A 16,283-nucleotide genomic window follows, 5' to 3' on the forward strand; every position below is an offset into this window, starting at 1 on the left:
GCAATGATGTTTTTCCATCGGGTGATGGTAGTGGTATCAGCACCAAAAAAACGCATGACGGCTTCAAAGGCACGCCCAAAAGCCTGTATGATCCCCCGTGCAAAGCCTTTGACAAAAGAAGAAAAACGATCCCAATATTTCCACAAAACAAAACCAGCAGCAAGAATGACAGCCACAACAGCAGCAATGACCGCCCCAATCGGGGTAAAAATCCCCCCCACAACAGAGGAAATACCTGCCCCAACCACTTCGATCACTGTCCCTATCCAGCCAAAAGAGTCAGCAAAACATTAATAAATGCAATTATCTAATAAATAAAATATTAATCTATTGCAAAAAAAGTATTCAAAACGATACACGAGTTTTTTCTATCCAAAATGCCTATACATCACCCGTTAGTATAGGCCATTCCCCTATCTCTTTTGCATGTTTATAGGCACGATAGTTCTTTGAAAGAGAAGTATTCTTAAGTTTAAACCATTCCTCTAATGCTTTTTTCCTTCCATGTATCTTGTTTTGATCATCCGCAAGAAAATCGCTAATAAAGTTATTCATTTGAGTAGAAGGAATTTGCGGCAACCGTCCCTGCGTCTGTTTTAAAGCAGCAAGGTGATCAACCAAATCACTATAGTAAATGCGCTTACCCTCTAAAACACACGCCTTTCTCCAATGGTTCAGCCAATACCATTGCCCAGATTTATCACGCAACGCACCAAATTTCTTTTCAACATTCTCCTGTAGAAAAGATTTTGTTTCTTTATCACTAACATAATTTACCACCCGTGTGTCTAAGGCCAATCTATCACGAGCTCCGTTATTTTGTCTGTTAGGAACAGCGACTGGTAGCGGCATCGCAAAGCCAAATAAATGAGCTTTAATATGCTGCTCAAGTTCATTTTTTTTCAAACTATCTACACGAATGCCTAATAATTTAGCGATCTCTCTAAGTTCTGTAGCATAAAAATATGTCCTATCAAACTCTTCTATCGTCATCTGTTTATAAAATTTCTTCATCCCTCGCTCCCTATTTTCAATTATAAATAAAGAACATCTTGCTAACAATAATGTGCGTTGCCAACTCTCTTTTAAGCAGTTTCCCATTAAAAAATTATAAATACATGCAGAAAACAAGACAGTCATGAGAATAGTTATTCAACCATTTACAAATATATTTATATTAATTAATTTCTAGATAGATATTTAGCAATAATTGTCTCACAAAACAAAAATCCTTAAGCTTTATTATACAATGATGCTAGTAAGGTTAAAGCTCTTTATTATACTCGTTTATCTGAACTCCAACATGACGTTCTTGGGTACTCAGAGCTGCCTTTACTCTCGATCCTCAATGTAATTAAGCAATATTAAGTGGCTGGCCTTGATCAGAAAATATACGCACATGCCAATCATCTTGCAGCTAAACACTAATTTCCTCCTCACTTCATCAAAACTACTCTCACCGTAGCTTTTCTGCGCTGTTCGCAGATCAATAAAGCAACGTGATCAAAGCCTTAAACACTGCAGCAATATCGATAACATCAAGACGATTAATCCATTCAACAGATTCATGAGACATATCGGCTAAAAGCACGGCTATTCCTTCCATAGCCTCATGGGTGAGTAATGCCTCACAAAGCTTAAGAATGAGAACATCATTGCTCAATGTTGTCTTATCCTCTTCTAAGCCAAGCAGAACAAGCTTTGCCAACTGCGGTCCAATCAACACGGCTAATTGGCGTGCTTGCTTGAAGTTTGGACGATAAAAGGTCAATTTGTGCCGGATCGATTCTTTGCCATCACTCTCCTTATAAACAAGGGGAACTTGGAGCTCTACATCAAGGCTGGTTTGTAAACTTTGCATGATCAATTCCTATAAATTGAGAATAGAGCGCCGACGGGAACCAATCTCTTGCCCGTTGCGCACAAGCCAACTACCCCGTTTAAAGGAAAAGCGGTGCAAAACAGAACCATCCCAAAATTCCGTATAATCCCAAATATTTTTGATCTCGCAATCATAGCCTGTGGCTTTTCCAGCCGTTAAGCCTTCGCTATCCACCTTGACCAATCGCCCTGTCACATCAATGGAATGTTCATGCTCGCGCCCATCTTCTTCAGACACCACATGTTTTTTGCCGGTAAATTTATGACGAAAACCAGGAGGACCACCAAAGATACCGATGACCTCAGGGGTGTGGCTTCGGATTTTCATTGGCAAATTTAATGCTTTGACACCAAGACCGCTCACATCAATTTGCATATCAGAGCCCCCCAGTTGATAGGTTTCTGTGATTTCTTCTAACGTAGGCAATTTGAGGGGTTTTGGCATCCAGTGATCTACTCAAACCGATAATAACTACTCATTACCCAAATAGAATACCAACTCCTATAGCATAAAGCGAAGCAATAACCCGCAGATTGTGATTATGCTGCATAACCGTAATAGAACCAAAAATCATCATTGCTGCACTTGCAATACCAGCAGAAAAGCGGATCAAGACAACCAAGTAAAAGTTTGTTGTTAACGTCACTGCAAAAATAAGTACACTCGTTACTATGGCTGCAGCAAATAACACGTAGGGAGCACGGGATATATTCCCAACTCTGCAAAATGAAAAAACAAACTCCCAACTAAATAACCGCCATAATTAGCATTCACTATATAAGAGAGTTGATTAAAGGTGAACAGTCTCCTTCACCCAACATAACTGGAAATATTGGTGTATTGAAAAATCGCCCAATCCCTATCCCCAAAATCATAATAACCATAACGAATACAGCTATTTAAAAATGATTCAAATCCTGATGATTATTTTCTCCCTCATTCCCTTTATTCCCTTCACTGATCATTTTGTTCTCATCTATATTTTACCTCATCATAGTAATAACTTAATCTAAGAGAATAAAAGAAAATCTAATCATTTATTTAAGAAACTAAACGGACATATTGAGTGATTATTGTCAACATTACTGATTACTGAATTAGTTATACAATAAAATATTGAATTAAATGTATTTTTATGTTACATGTGTTCATAATTAGATTTCAAGCATATTGAGATATTCTTGGTTTTTATCTCGATATTTAAAACGGCTAACTGGGAAATTAGAGAGTCAGCCATAGGTTTTACTTCATTTTAAAATCATTTGCTTATTCGCTGTGAAACTCAATAAACCCTTCAAACGGCTATTTTCATAAAAGAGGAATTTTTTTCTTTTTAGGTGATATTGTTATTTAGGACGATATCAAGTTGAGAAGTTTGGTGCACCCGACAGAATTCGAATCTGTGACCTCTGCCTTCGGAGGGCAGCGCTCTATCCAGCTGAGCTACGGGTGCTTCAAATTGATTATTAAAATCAGTTGTGGTCTTTTAACTAATCATACTCTTAGCTTCAATGCTAAATTAGCATTCTGGTAAAAAAATTACTTATTTGTAAATTATATAACGACGCATAATCTTCTTTTTTCTACGATGATACTTTATCTTGAAATAACTTCTCCTTTTGTCTTCAATACCCTTTTATTATAAAAGGAGGTTTTATTACAACTTCAAAATTTTCAAAAAATAAGTTACAAGATAAGTTATAATTATCAGGATAATTCTTAAATGACTAAATTACCAAGTCGCTTTCATTTTATTTCCGCAGAGACTGAGGAAGCTATCAAAGCTACGCATAAATTAATTTCCATTTATGGTCATTCTTCTCTAGAAGAAACTGATATTGTTGTTGCAATCGGTGGTGATGGAACAATGTTACAAACCGTACGAGACGTTATGAATACTGGAAAGCCTATTTATGGCATGAATCAAGGTTCTGTAGGATTTCTTATGAATGAATTTCATGAAAAAAAATTGCCCAATCGTATTGCTGTCGCCTACAAAAAAGAAATTCATCCCTTACGCATGATTGCAAAGGCTGAATGTCAAGAATCTATCGAGGCACTTGCAATTAATGAAGTATCCCTTTTTCGGCAATCTTATCAAGCAGCCAAAATTCGTATCACCATTGATAATAACGTACGCATGGAACAATTAAGTTGTGATGGCGTCCTCGTCGCAACACCAGCAGGATCAACTGCCTATAATTTATCAGCACAAGGACCTATTCTCCCCCTTATGGCCCCCCTTATGGCTCTTACTCCCGTTAGCCCTTTTCGCCCAAGACGTTGGCATGGTGCATTGCTGCCCAATACAGTAACGGTGCGTTTTGATATGCTTGAACCTGACAAACGCCCTGTCAATGCTGCTGCTGATAACGTTGAAGTTAAATCTGTCCATTCAGTGACTATTTCAATGGCAACAGAAGTAAAAGCTTCAATCCTTTTTGACTCAAGTCATTCATGGGATGAGCGCATTTTATCAGAACAATTTCGCTATTAATGATTGTATTATGCGGTTTATATGTATATGATTGTTATAGTTGGCTTTTTTTAAAGCATCTTAACACTCTTTAAGAGTGGAGAATATTTGTTGTACTTATCATTGAGATAGCGAAGTTAAAAGCACAGAGCAATTGATAAAAAATGATACCATCTTTGAATAGTTTTGATGATTTAGGTCTTTCCGAAAAGGTTATTAATGCAGTAAAGTCCGCGGGATATACAGTTCCAACACCTATTCAAAGTGAAACAATTCCTCATGTCCTTCAAAGAAAAGACGTCCTAGGAATTGCTCAAACAGGAACGGGGAAAACCGCCTCTTTCGTATTGCCTATGCTCACTCTCCTTGAAAAAGGTCGTGCAAGAGCACGAATGCCCCGTACGCTCATCTTAGAACCAACGCGAGAAATTGCAGCTCAAGTTGAAGAAAATTTTGATAAATACGGAATAAATCATCGTTTAAATGTTGCTCTTTTAATTGGTGGGGTTTCTTTTGAACACCAAGATCGTAAACTTGAACGAGGAGCTGATGTTCTTATCGCAACACCAGGACGTCTTCTTGATCATTTTGAGCGTGGTAAATTACTCCTGATGGGCGTTGAAATCCTTGTTATTGATGAAGCTGATCGCATGTTGGATATGGGCTTTATTCCTGATATTGAACGTATCTGTAAACTAACCCCTTTTACGCGTCAAACTTTGTTTTTTTCCGCAACAATGGCGCCAGAAATTACAAAGCTAACGAAACAATTTTTACATTTTCCTGTATCTGTTGAAGTTACAAAAGCATCCTCAACAGCAACCACAATTACACAACGACTTGTTAAATCTGGAAATAAGTCATGGGATAAAAGAGCGATTTTACGAGAACTTATCCAAAATGAAGGTGCCGTGCTTCAAAATGCTATTATTTTCTGTAATCGAAAGAGAGATATCTCTGAGCTTTTTAGATCACTCGTCAAACATAACTTTAATGTAGGTGCTCTTCACGGAGATATGGATCAATATTCACGCATGAATACCCTAGCCGATTTTAAAAATAATAAACTGACACTCTTGGTCGCTTCTGATGTTGCTGCCCGTGGACTCGATATCCCAGCGGTAAGTCATGTGTTTAATTATGATGTTCCTACACATGCTGAAGACTACATTCATCGAATTGGTCGTACAGGACGTGCAAATCGTCGTGGAAAAGCTTTTACAATCGTCACAAAAGCTGATCAAAAATATATCAACGCTATTGAGGAAATGAGTAATGAAAAAATTGAATGGCTCAATGGAGATCTTTCGACTTTAATAATCGATGATCAAACAGAAGATACTGTTTTAAAGAAAAAATCTTCACAACCATCAAAGAAAACTGCTCCGAAGGAGCCTACTGCTCACCCTAAAAGAACTGTAAAAGAGAATAAAATAGATTATATTAAAAACATGAAAGACACAGAAAATCCATCTGAGCAACGACGCTTTCGAAAAAATAAGAATTACACACCCCTTGGATTTGGTGATGATATTCCTGCATTCATGCTCATAAAAACGCGTAAATAGACTCGTTCTTTACTTTCTGTAAGCATAAAATAAATAAAAGGCGCCTTTAAAAAGTTTTTCTTATTTCTTAGAGAGTCTTTCTATTACCTTTTCGCGCCCTAAAAGCTGCAAAAGCTTTCCCATTTCAGGTCCATGATCTATGCCCGTAAGTGCTTGACGTAATGGCATAAATAAAGACTTCCCTTTCCGACCCGTTTTTTCTTTTAATGCTGTCGTCCAAACTTGCCAACTTTCATCCTTCAAGACACCATCAGGTAAGAAATTGAGTGACTGCTGCACGAATTCACGGTCCTCTACTGCCACTGTATCAAAACTTTTTTCATCGTGAATGATTTTCCACCATAAGACAGCATCGTTGACTTTACCAATATTGCTTCTTATCGCATTCCAGAAATACTCCGCTTTTTCTCCTTCAATAGAAAGATTGTTAAGACGTGTTTTAACGTCCTCATAATTTAGTTCATGAACAAGATGACTATTCAAAGTACAAAGATCTGCAATATCAAATTTTGCAACCGATTTTGATGTATCTTGTAAATTAAAATGCTCTAAAAGCGCTGCTTGATGAGGATAGGGATGCACATTTTGTGATGTCCCGATCAAAACAGCAATACACTGAACAGCTATCGATTCAAATCCTTCTTCTCGTAAAGAACGAATAGAAAGATCATTATTACGTTTTGAAAATCCTTTTCCTGAAACTGTTGCCAATAAATTGGTATGACCAAAAACAGGTAATTCTGCATCGAGAGCTTTAAAAAGTGCAATCTGAACACCTGTATTTGTAATATGATCATCACCACGAATAATATGTGTAATGGCCATATCTATATCATCCACAACAGATGGTAATGTATAAAGATAGGTGCCATCTTTACGAATAAGAACAGGATCTGAAAGAGAAGCCAAATCAATCGTCTGCTTTCCCTTTACGGCATCATTCCAGCAAACTTCTGTTCTCTTTGTTTGCAAAGGATCATTTTCAAAATTAGGAAGAAGAAAACGCCAATGGGGTTTACGACCTTGTGATTCAAAGTTTTTCTTATCTTCCTCTGTCAATTTCAATGCTGCACGGTCATAAATGGGAGGCAATTTGCGTGAAAGCTGGATTTTACGACGCCGTTCTAATTCTTCTGTTGTTTCATAACAAGGATAAAGCAGACCACGTTTTTTGAGAATTTCTGCCACTTCATCATATCGATTAAATCGCTTAGATTGGTAATAAATTGCATCTGGTTGAATACCAAGCCATTCAAGGTCAACAGTAATAGCATCGATATATTCTTGTTTAGAACGTTCAACATCTGTATCATCATAGCGTAAAATAAATTCTCCTTTATGCGCTTGCGCATAAAGCCAATTGAAAAGGGCACTACGGATATTGCCAATATGAAGATAACCTGTTGGAGAGGGAGCAAAACGAACTTTAACCATAAAATAACACTCAACTTTTATCGCGAAAATGGTTGACAATGGGATAACGACGATCGCGTCCGAAATTCTTATAACTGATTTTTACACCAGGGGCAGACTGGCGCCTTTTATATTCGGCTGTATAAAGAAGCTGTTCAACTTTCTCAACAGTTTCCCGCAAATACCCACGTTGAACAATATCACCAATACTCATGTCATTTTCTACAAGAGATTGTAGAATATCATCTAGAATAGGATAAGGCGGAAGAGAATCTTCATCTTTTTGATTTTCCCGTAGCTCTGCAGAAGGCGCTTTTTCTATAATATTGGATGGAATGACAATTCCTTTTGGTCCTCTCAAATTATGCAAGTGGTTTTTATTGCGCCACTCAGCTAATGCATAAACTTGCATTTTATAAATATCTTTAAGAGGATTAAATCCGCCATTCATATCACCATATAATGTTGCATATCCTACAGCCATTTCTGATTTATTGCCTGTCGTTACCACCATTGAGCCGAATTTATTTGAAAGAGCCATTAAAAGTGTACCACGTATACGACTTTGAAGATTTTCTTCTGTGACATCAGGAGACAACCCTAAAAAAACAGGTGCCATTGTATTCAAGAATGCTTCAACTGGTTGTGCAATCGGTATAATTTCATAGTGACATCCCAAAAGATCGGCACATTCTTTAGCATCCTTTAATGATTCTTGCGAGGTATAATGATAGGGCATCATAACAGTGCGGACCCTCTCAGCACCAAGAGCATCCACCGCCATTGCCGCGCAAAGTGCTGAATCAATTCCTCCGGAAAGACCAAGAATAACATCCTTAAAGCCGTTTTTATTAACGTAATCTTTCAAACCCAAAACACAAGCTTGATAATCGGCAGCTAATCCATTGAGAAGATTTTCATTAACACCTGAAGTACAGTTCCATCCTGTCGTTGTACGTTGCCAATGGCTCAAAGCAATATGTTTTTCAAAGTGTTTCATTTGAAACACCTTTTTACCTTGCCCATTCAAGGCAAAAGAGCCCCCATCAAAAACCAGCTCATCTTGACCTCCAACTTGATTAGCATAGATAATTGGCACTCCAGATTGTAGAGCATGCGTATGAACAACGTCCATACGTTTTAAGATTTTATTACGATAGTAGGGAGATCCATTAAGAACAAGAATAATTTCAGCGCCTTTATCTTTAAGCTCTGTACTAAGAGAGAAGTCATTCCATAGATCCTCACAAATAACTATTCCTAATTGAATTCCATGATAAACAATAGGCTTAGGACGTGGACCGGAAGAAAATAAACGCTTTTCATCAAACTCAGCATAATTAGGTAAATCAAATTTTAAGCTTTCAGCAATGACACGTCCTTCATCAAGAAGCATGAGACCATTATAAATTTTGCCATTACGTCTTAATGGAAGACCAATAATGATTCCTGGACCGCCTACGGTTATTTTTGCTAATTTTTTAACAGCCTCTTCACATGTTGTTGTAAAAGCAGGTTTTAGAACAAGATCTTCCGGTGGATAAGCACTTATAAAAAGCTCCGTGAATAAAACAAGGTCAGCCCCCTCTTCTTGAGCTTTTTGATGTGCCATGACAGCTAGAGAAAAATTCCCTTCAATATCACCGACAACAGGATTTAATTGGGCAACTGCTACCCGAAAATTATTTTTCATAAACCTTTGTATCACTTCATCAGTTTGGCAACGATAACTTTATTCTTTATCATCAAAAATATCACTTTTTAAAAAGTTCTCTTCTGTTATAATGATCTAAAGTAAAAAATATTGGGCGAATTTTGTTCTACCCACCAGCAGCAACTGCTAAGGAGTCAGTTGTACGATTTTTTTTAAGGAGTTCAGCAACAAGAAAAGCCAATTCTAACGCTTGATCTGCATTTAATCGTGGATCACATTGTGTATGATAACGATCAGACAAATCATCTACAGAAATAGCATGTGCCCCACCCGTACATTCAGTGACATCACGACCTGTCATCTCAATATGAATGCCTCCTGGATACGTTCCCTCTCCACGATGCACTGCAAAAAAATTCTCGACTTCTTTTAAAACATATTCAAAGGGACGGGTCTTATAACCATTGGCAGTAATTGTATTGCCATGCATTGGATCACATGACCATATAACCTCACGCTTCTCGCGTTCAACGGCACGGATGAGTTTAGGCAGATAACTTTCAACCTTATCACAACCAAAGCGCGTAATAAGAGTAAGCCGCCCTAGTTCGTTTTCAGGATTTAAAATATCAATTAATTTTAAAAGCTCATCAGGTTCAATAGAAGGACCACACTTTAGTCCTATAGGATTTTTAATGCCGCGGCAATATTCAACGTGAGCATGATCAATCTGCCGTGTACGGTCCCCAATCCATAACATATGGCCAGATGTTGCATACCAATTTCCTGAAGTTGAATCAATCCGCGTCAAAGCTTCTTCATAACCAAGCAAAAGCGCTTCATGACTGGTATAAAAAGATGTTTCACGCAATGAAGAATGCGTTTTGGATGTAATTCCTATGGAACGCATAAAATCAATGGCTTCAGAAATACGCTCTGCCAATAATTCATAACGTTCCCCCTGTGGACTATTAGAAACGAAACTCAACATCCATGTGTGAACATTTTCTAAATTAGCATAGCCACCTTGTGAAAAAGCACGCAATAGATTAAGTGTTGCCGCAGATTGGCGATAAGCCATAGACATCCGTTGCGGATCTGGAATACGAGAATCGGCTCTAAATTCAATGCCATTAATAATGTCCCCCCGATAAACAGGAAATTCAACTCCTTCTTTGCTTTCAATATCAGAAGAGCGAGGCTTTGCAAATTGACCAGCAATACGACCAACTTTAACAACAGGTTTAGAACTACCAAAAGTTAGAACAATCGCCATTTGTAAAAAAACACGAAAAAAATCACGGATATTATCAGCTTCATGTTCTGCAAAGCTTTCAGCACAATCTCCACCTTGTAATAAAAAAGCCTGTCCTTTTGCAACAGCCGCTAATTCATTTTTTAAATCACGTGCCTCACCAGCAAAAACCAAAGGAGGATAGCTTCTCAGTTTTCGCTCGACATCTTCTAATATAGACTTATCCGGATAAGTCGGAACTTGTTTAATTGGCCTTTTTCTCCAAGAGTCAGGTGCCCATTCTTTTATCATTACACTCTCTCTAAAAATTAAGCTTACAGCTTGGCATGTCAAAAAAATTTTACCCATACTATGGGGTGTTGTTTAACTTTCTATTTTTTCCCCATTTTCATATATATAACTTGGTTTATACATCGTTACTAATTCTTCTGCCATCGTTGGATGCACTGCCATCGTTTCATCAAAAATATCCTTCGTCAGCTTGCCCTTGAGAGATATTCCAATAAGTTGTGCCATCTCACCAGCATTTTCTCCTAAAATATGAGCCCCTACAACAATGCGGCTTTCACCATCAACAATAAGCTTCATAAACATTTTCTCTGAACTACCGGAAAGAACATTACGCATAGGACGAAAAACCGTACGATAAATTTCAAGACGCTTATAACGCTGTATCGCCACTTCTTCTGAAAGACCTACGGTTCCAATCTCGGGCTGTGAAAAAACTGCTGTTGTAATTAAATCATAATCGGGTTTTGTGGGAATATTCTCAAATGCTGTCTTAACGAAACACATTGCATCATGGATCGCAACAGGTGTTAATTGAATATGACCCGTTACATCCCCTACAGCCCAAATATGAGGGATATTTGTTGTCATTTTCTCATCAACAACAACAGCCCCAAACTCATTAACTTCTATACCTGCTCTCTCAAGTCCTAAACCGGTGGTATTGGGCATCCGTCCCGTAGCTAACAGAACTTGGTCAGTGCTGATCGTTTGCCCATTTGATAAAACAACATCATAACAATTTCCGGCAGCCTGCACTTTAGAAATTGTTACTCCATAGAGAATAGAAACCCCTTTTTCAATCATTGCATCGCTGAGCAATTGCCGCAAATCATGATCAAAATCACGGAGAATTAAATCACCACGATGAAGCAGTGTTGTTTTTACACCTAGCTCATGAAAAATATTAGCAAATTCAACACCAATATACCCTCCACCAACAATGACTATTGATTTTGGGAGTTCATCAAGATCAAAAATCTCATTAGAAGTTAGGCAAAAATCACCACCTTCTATGATCGTATTTGGTGCAACTTTTGCCCCTGTTGCAATCAAAATTTTTTCCGCCCTTACCCGCTCACCCGTAGCAGAAAGCTCTAATGTGTGATCATCGATAAAAGTAGCCCGACTTTCATAAATATGCACATTGTTATTTTCTAACCCCTGACGATACAGCCCTTCTAATCTTGATATTTCTTTATTTTTAGCCGCAACCAACTTTTTCCAACTAAAAATTGGATCCGCATATTTCCATCCAAAACCAACGCTTTTCTTAAATTCTTTTGCATATTGTGAAGCATAAACATAAAGCTTTTTGGGAACGCAACCACGAATAACACAGGTACCCCCTATACGATATTCTTCTGCTATAGCGACACGTTTACCAAGCCCCCCAACAAGCCGTGCTGCACGCACCCCGCCAGAACCACTTCCAATAACAAATAAATCAAAATCAAAAGAGCCCACGAACTATTCCTTCTCATATATCTTCTCATATATTTGCAACGATAGGCTAAGGTCATTTATTATCAAATGAAAGTCTTTTTTTCTTTTAAAGGAGCATTTTTTTATAAAGCAATAGTCTAAAAGGATAGACTCTTAATTAAAATATTAAAAACGGCGGGAAAACCGCCGCTCTTTAAAAAATCAGAAACTGCCAATTACTATCATGATATTAATCAAGTTATTTTTTATTTTCTGAATCTTTTGATTTATTTTCTGAAGCTTCTGATTTTGTAGGAATCGTAGAATTATTCAAATGAAGTGTTTCAGACACTTCTTTTTTTACATTTTCTACAAGTTCCTCCATAAGAGCAGAACGCCATACATCAAATGCAGAATAGGAATCACGTGCAATATTGGGAACTTCTGTCAAAAACTTTTTACCCGTATCAGAATTATAAAATGCTGTAATTGCATCAAGCTCTTTTTGAGTAAAATATTTTGCATACACATGAGCAACCTCTTTCTCTAGATCAGAGCGCTTTTTAACTAAAGCAAGTGCGTGCTTATCAACGATATCAGAAATAGCTGTTGCCAAATTCGGATCATCACTGATCAGTTGATTTTTGAAATCATGGACTGCATTTGGTAAAAAACTATCAAATTGATCCGTTGCATGAATGGCCCTAATCGTCTTTCGGGCTGAATCTAAATGTTGATCACTCACACCCTGTGCATAAACCATTCCAATATTCACAAAAAAAACGGCAACTGCACCAAAATATATGAAAAAACGCTGCAAAGAAAATATTATTCTCATTGAATGATTACCCCAATCGCTAATTATAATTCAAATTCGTTATTCTACTCAAAATCTTTTTTATTGTGCTAACATATCACCATGTAAAAGCCTTTTCTAAAAATCAAATGGTTCTAAAACTTTTATTTGACCATCTGCCATAGCGACGATTGCACGTGAAGCCACCCCTAAAAAAAGGCCATGCTCAACAACGCCAGGAATGGCAAGAAGCGCATCCGATAATAATTTAGGCTGCAAAATGCATCCCCAAGATGCATCAAGAATAAAATGACCACCATCTGTTTTAAAAGGATTTTTTCCATTCATTCGCAATGCAATTTCTCCAGAAAGTCCTAAATCTTCAGCAACTTTTTCAATGGCTTTGCATGTTGTATGGACACCAAATGGATTCACTTCAATCGGTAGTGCAAAAGCACCAAGTCTTTTGACCATCTTTGTTTCATCGGCAATGACAAGCATTGTGCGAGATGCCGATGCGACAATTTTTTCATACAACAATGCCCCCCCTCCCCCTTTAATGAGCATCATCTCAGGACCAATTTCATCTGCTCCGTCAATATCAAGATCTAGTTCAGGTATTTGTTCTAAAGTGCTAACAGGCACTCCAAACTTATGACAGAGTTGTTCAGAATATCGTGAAGTAGCAACACCTGTCACTCGCAGACCATCCGCAACACGCTCACCAAGAAGACGAATAAATTCATTAACAGTTGAACCAGATCCGATACCAAGCCGCATATCATTTTCAATAAATTCAAGCGCTTTAACAGCGGCCCTTTTTTTTAACTGCTGAACATCCATGAATGACTTTACCTTTTATCCGCAAACAATATTTATCACTACTCTTACCACCAATAAAAATGATAATAAAAGGCAGCCTCTTCAACTCAATCTACCTAAACTTAACCGTCATCTTTTCCTTGAAGAGATGTTACTCGTTATAGAAATATATGGTAAGAATAAAATAGAATAATCAACAATTATCTTTTTTCCGAGAAAATTTGTTGGTACTTTTCTCATTCACAATGAAATTGATAAACTGATCAATTTAAAAAACGCAAAAATATATCAGAAAAATCTTTTATTATTTTTTTTATTCTGTCATTGTTCAGATATGAAGAAAAATGCGATAAATTATATGTTTTTTTGTGGATACTGTCTGTGCATATTCCATGGTCTATGAAATCCTAGCGAAGACCAAATGATATCACCATTTTGGGTCATCATAACGCTTCCTCGTGATAACAATTTCTGAGGAGTAAATATTATTTTTGCCTTCTTGTGACAAGTTGGATTATGTCTTGCAGTTGCAAATGTCTGAATAAGAATATCTGCCTCGACACATTGATCTATTTCTCCACGTAAAACGATAACTTTTAATCCATTGTCCAATAAAGATGCACATACATGACGATCACACATAAATTGTTGGTGAAACGAAGGTCCGTACTTTGTTAATTTAATCGTTTCATTCAAACGAAATGACTTTTTCCATATGGATGTCGTGAACTTAGAGTAATTATAACGATCAATATATAATTTTTCATTATGGATAACCCCCACAAGGCGCATATTATCTGCTATTATCAATTGTACAGGTGAATGTGTTACATAAATAGAAATGCCTGCCAAGATAAAAAGACTAAAAAAGAGCCTGATGGATGTTTTGAAAAAAGTCAGCCCTACCAAACCTATACTCAATAAAACTAATGCAGACAATGGCATAAAACCAGGATTTAAATCAGGAGAAATAGCCTTGATGGCACGTGCAATCTCTATCACAAGATCAACACCAAATCCCATAATTTGAAGAGGCAGCCATTCTAATCCTCCTAACATTGCAAGAACTGCGATTAATCCAAAAGGAATAACGAAAATTGAGATGATAGGCAAAGCAAAAGCATTACTGATAATACTTAAAGATGCCGTATTAGAAAAATGATAAGCAGCATAAACTCCACTTGCACTCCCCGCTACAAAGGAAGATGCACATGTTGAAAGTATCGATAAAACAACAAAATTTATCACTCCTCCTACATAAGAGGAGACTATTTTTCTTTTACGAAAAATTGATCTTCCGCTCCACCAATCAAAAAAAGCAATCAAAGCAGCTGTCGCAGAAAAGGACATTTGAAAGCTAGGGCCTAATATTTCATGGGGTCTAATCGCTAAAGTTATCAACCCCGCAATAGAAAAATTACGCATTGTTATGGCAGAACGATTACACAATATAGCAACCAACATAACAGCAATCATCACAAAACTTCTTTGTGCTGATATTGCTAAGCCCGACAAGAGCAAATAAAAAGCCGTTGTCATAAATGCAACGATAGCAGCAAATTTTTTACTGGAATAATAGGAAGAAAAAACTGGAAAAAATGCTAAAAAACTACGGATGCTCAAAAGAACGAGTCCGCTCAACAGAGCCATATGTAAACCTGATATTGATAAAATGTGGGCTAATCCAGCCACACGCAATGCTTCATTTGTCTCATTTGAAATACCAGCACGCTGTCCTGTTATGAGAGCAGCCGCAACATTCCCTTTTTCCCCTTTAAGAGCAAGACGGATTCTTTGTGTCATCTTCATGCGTAAATTTTCAATTTTCTGTAGAACGATAGCCAATATTCCATCATGCTGCAAAACGGAGATTTTTCTTGGTTTTCCTAGATAAACGCCTTGAGCCCCAATCCCTTTAAAATAACTATGAAAACTAAAATCGTAACCTCCTGGACGCACTGGCCCAGAAAATGCACGAATTTTAACTTTCCCATACAGGCCATCACCAATTGCTAATCCCGATGGCAAATGTCTTGCCAATAAACGAACACGATGAAGACTATGGCGTAACATGGGTTTTTCTGTATTCAAAACATTCAAGACTAAATGAAATCCCCCTTTGGCAACTGCTTCAATAGAAACAATTCTTCCCGTCAATGTCGTAACAATGTCACAGCTTAACATGGGTGTTGCAATTCGCCACGTTTCTATTTTTGCCGCCAAAACACCCAATACAATACAAAATAAAAATCCCGTAGGAATCCATATTTTTCGATAAAAACGTGCAGCATAGAATATTGTTAGAACAATACTGACCAATGCCCCCAATTGTCCCCAACTTGGTTCCTCCTCTAAATGAAAATAAAAAATGATCCCTAGAGAAAAAAAGAATAAAATCAGTGAAAAAAGGATACCAAAAGAAACCTCTTTATTGATACAATCCGCTAACCATTTTCTAAAAAAAATAATTGCTTCTTTTAAGAGTTTAAATAAAAAAATTCTTTGTTGGCTATAACTGCCATTCTTCGCAGCTTCACACTTAGAAAAGACATCCAACCCTATTTGACATGACCTTTTTCTTTCTGTAACAGATCTTACGGATAAACCCTCTTTAACTTTACTTTGATTAAACATCCGCAAATCCCCACTTTAAACTTGCAATGCGGCTATTGCACACCCTGTCACCTATGTTAACATAACCTTT

General features: G+C 37.3%; 12 protein-coding genes, 1 tRNA gene and 2 pseudogenes. 2 read left to right on the forward strand and 13 right to left on the reverse strand.

Features of this window, described 5'->3' with window-relative positions; translation table 11 throughout:
• The 6 genes and pseudogenes from B5V81_RS06905 to B5V81_RS06930 all read right to left on the reverse strand — a co-directional run.
• Positions 1-257 (reverse strand): annotated as a pseudogene (locus B5V81_RS06905) (phage tail tape measure protein); the annotation flags it as partial.
• Positions 258-381: 124 nt separating this feature from the next.
• Positions 382-1,014, reverse strand: coding sequence for a hypothetical protein (locus B5V81_RS06910; RefSeq protein WP_212112818.1), 633 nt, complete (start codon positions 1,012-1,014; stop codon positions 382-384).
• 472 nt (positions 1,015-1,486) lie between these two features.
• Entirely contained in the window at positions 1,487-1,861 is a 375-nt protein-coding gene (locus B5V81_RS06915) for a hypothetical protein (RefSeq protein WP_212112819.1), read from the reverse strand.
• Between the two features lie 9 nt (positions 1,862-1,870).
• Positions 1,871-2,314, reverse strand: a pseudogene (locus B5V81_RS06920) (phage major tail tube protein); the annotation flags it as partial.
• A gap of 46 nt (positions 2,315-2,360) precedes the next feature.
• Positions 2,361-2,573 carry a YbfB/YjiJ family MFS transporter gene (locus B5V81_RS08930; RefSeq protein ID WP_342356087.1) on the reverse strand — a complete coding sequence of 71 codons (213 nt, stop codon included), beginning with the start codon at positions 2,571-2,573 and terminating at the stop codon, positions 2,361-2,363.
• Positions 2,574-3,258: 685 nt separating this feature from the next.
• Positions 3,259-3,335 (reverse strand) — tRNA-Arg (locus B5V81_RS06930).
• A gap of 270 nt (positions 3,336-3,605) precedes the next feature.
• On the opposite strand from B5V81_RS06930, the gene B5V81_RS06935 reads away from it, so the two are divergent.
• Together B5V81_RS06935 and B5V81_RS06940 are read left to right on the forward strand one after the other, a co-directional pair.
• Positions 3,606-4,379: an NAD kinase gene (locus B5V81_RS06935; protein WP_212112820.1), complete on the forward strand. Its 774-nt coding sequence runs from the start codon at positions 3,606-3,608 to the stop codon at positions 4,377-4,379.
• A 143-nt stretch (positions 4,380-4,522) separates the two neighbouring features.
• Complete coding sequence (locus tag B5V81_RS06940) at positions 4,523-5,926, forward strand: DEAD/DEAH box helicase (protein WP_212112821.1); 1,404 nt, start codon at positions 4,523-4,525, stop codon at positions 5,924-5,926.
• A 60-nt stretch (positions 5,927-5,986) separates the two neighbouring features.
• On the opposite strand, the gene gltX is transcribed toward B5V81_RS06940, so the two are convergent.
• From gltX to B5V81_RS06975, 7 genes are all read right to left on the reverse strand, one after another.
• A complete protein-coding gene (gene gltX / locus B5V81_RS06945) occupies positions 5,987-7,360 on the reverse strand; it encodes a glutamate--tRNA ligase (RefSeq protein WP_212112822.1) in 1,374 nt (457 codons plus the stop codon).
• Positions 7,361-7,370: 10 nt separating this feature from the next.
• Positions 7,371-9,032, reverse strand: a complete 1,662-nt coding sequence (locus B5V81_RS06950) for an NAD+ synthase (RefSeq protein WP_212112823.1) — start codon at positions 9,030-9,032, stop codon at positions 7,371-7,373.
• A 127-nt stretch (positions 9,033-9,159) separates the two neighbouring features.
• Positions 9,160-10,539 (reverse strand): class II 3-deoxy-7-phosphoheptulonate synthase, encoded by a 1,380-nt coding sequence (locus B5V81_RS06955; protein WP_212112824.1) that lies wholly within the window; start codon positions 10,537-10,539, stop codon positions 9,160-9,162.
• 72 nt (positions 10,540-10,611) lie between these two features.
• Positions 10,612-12,003 (reverse strand): glutathione-disulfide reductase, encoded by a 1,392-nt coding sequence (gene gor, locus B5V81_RS06960; RefSeq protein WP_212112825.1) that lies wholly within the window; start codon positions 12,001-12,003, stop codon positions 10,612-10,614.
• Positions 12,004-12,220: 217 nt separating this feature from the next.
• The gene (locus tag B5V81_RS06965) at positions 12,221-12,799 is read right to left on the reverse strand and encodes a DUF2059 domain-containing protein (RefSeq protein ID WP_212112826.1); all 579 of its coding nucleotides are present in this window, start codon (positions 12,797-12,799) and stop codon (positions 12,221-12,223) included.
• Positions 12,800-12,895: 96 nt separating this feature from the next.
• Entirely contained in the window at positions 12,896-13,600 is a 705-nt protein-coding gene (gene rpiA, locus B5V81_RS06970; RefSeq protein WP_212112827.1) for a ribose-5-phosphate isomerase RpiA, read from the reverse strand.
• A gap of 333 nt (positions 13,601-13,933) precedes the next feature.
• Positions 13,934-16,213: a ComEC/Rec2 family competence protein gene (locus B5V81_RS06975; protein WP_212112828.1), complete on the reverse strand. Its 2,280-nt coding sequence runs from the start codon at positions 16,211-16,213 to the stop codon at positions 13,934-13,936.
• Positions 16,214-16,283 lie beyond the last annotated feature (70 nt).

Origin of the sequence: Bartonella queenslandensis (assembly GCF_018155095.1) — a bacterium.
In the GTDB taxonomy this organism is placed as follows: Bacteria; Pseudomonadota; Alphaproteobacteria; order Rhizobiales; family Rhizobiaceae; genus Bartonella; species Bartonella queenslandensis_B.

What these genes read in the sequence shown, in the direction of transcription:
- B5V81_RS06910 (WP_212112818.1), bottom strand. Translation starts at nt 1,014, where the DNA reads ATGAAGAAATTTTATAAACAGATGACGATAGAAGAGTTTGATAGGACA.
- B5V81_RS06915 (WP_212112819.1), bottom strand. Translation starts at nt 1,861, where the DNA reads ATGCAAAGTTTACAAACCAGCCTTGATGTAGAGCTCCAAGTTCCCCTT.
- B5V81_RS06935 (WP_212112820.1), top strand. Translation starts at nt 3,606, where the DNA reads ATGACTAAATTACCAAGTCGCTTTCATTTTATTTCCGCAGAGACTGAG.
- B5V81_RS06940 (WP_212112821.1), top strand. Translation starts at nt 4,523, where the DNA reads ATGATACCATCTTTGAATAGTTTTGATGATTTAGGTCTTTCCGAAAAG.
- gltX (WP_212112822.1), bottom strand. Translation starts at nt 7,360, where the DNA reads ATGGTTAAAGTTCGTTTTGCTCCCTCTCCAACAGGTTATCTTCATATT.
- B5V81_RS06950 (WP_212112823.1), bottom strand. Translation starts at nt 9,032, where the DNA reads ATGAAAAATAATTTTCGGGTAGCAGTTGCCCAATTAAATCCTGTTGTC.
- B5V81_RS06955 (WP_212112824.1), bottom strand. Translation starts at nt 10,539, where the DNA reads ATGATAAAAGAATGGGCACCTGACTCTTGGAGAAAAAGGCCAATTAAA.
- B5V81_RS06965 (WP_212112826.1), bottom strand. Translation starts at nt 12,799, where the DNA reads ATGAGAATAATATTTTCTTTGCAGCGTTTTTTCATATATTTTGGTGCA.
- rpiA (WP_212112827.1), bottom strand. Translation starts at nt 13,600, where the DNA reads ATGGATGTTCAGCAGTTAAAAAAAAGGGCCGCTGTTAAAGCGCTTGAA.
- B5V81_RS06975 (WP_212112828.1), bottom strand. Translation starts at nt 16,213, where the DNA reads ATGTTTAATCAAAGTAAAGTTAAAGAGGGTTTATCCGTAAGATCTGTT.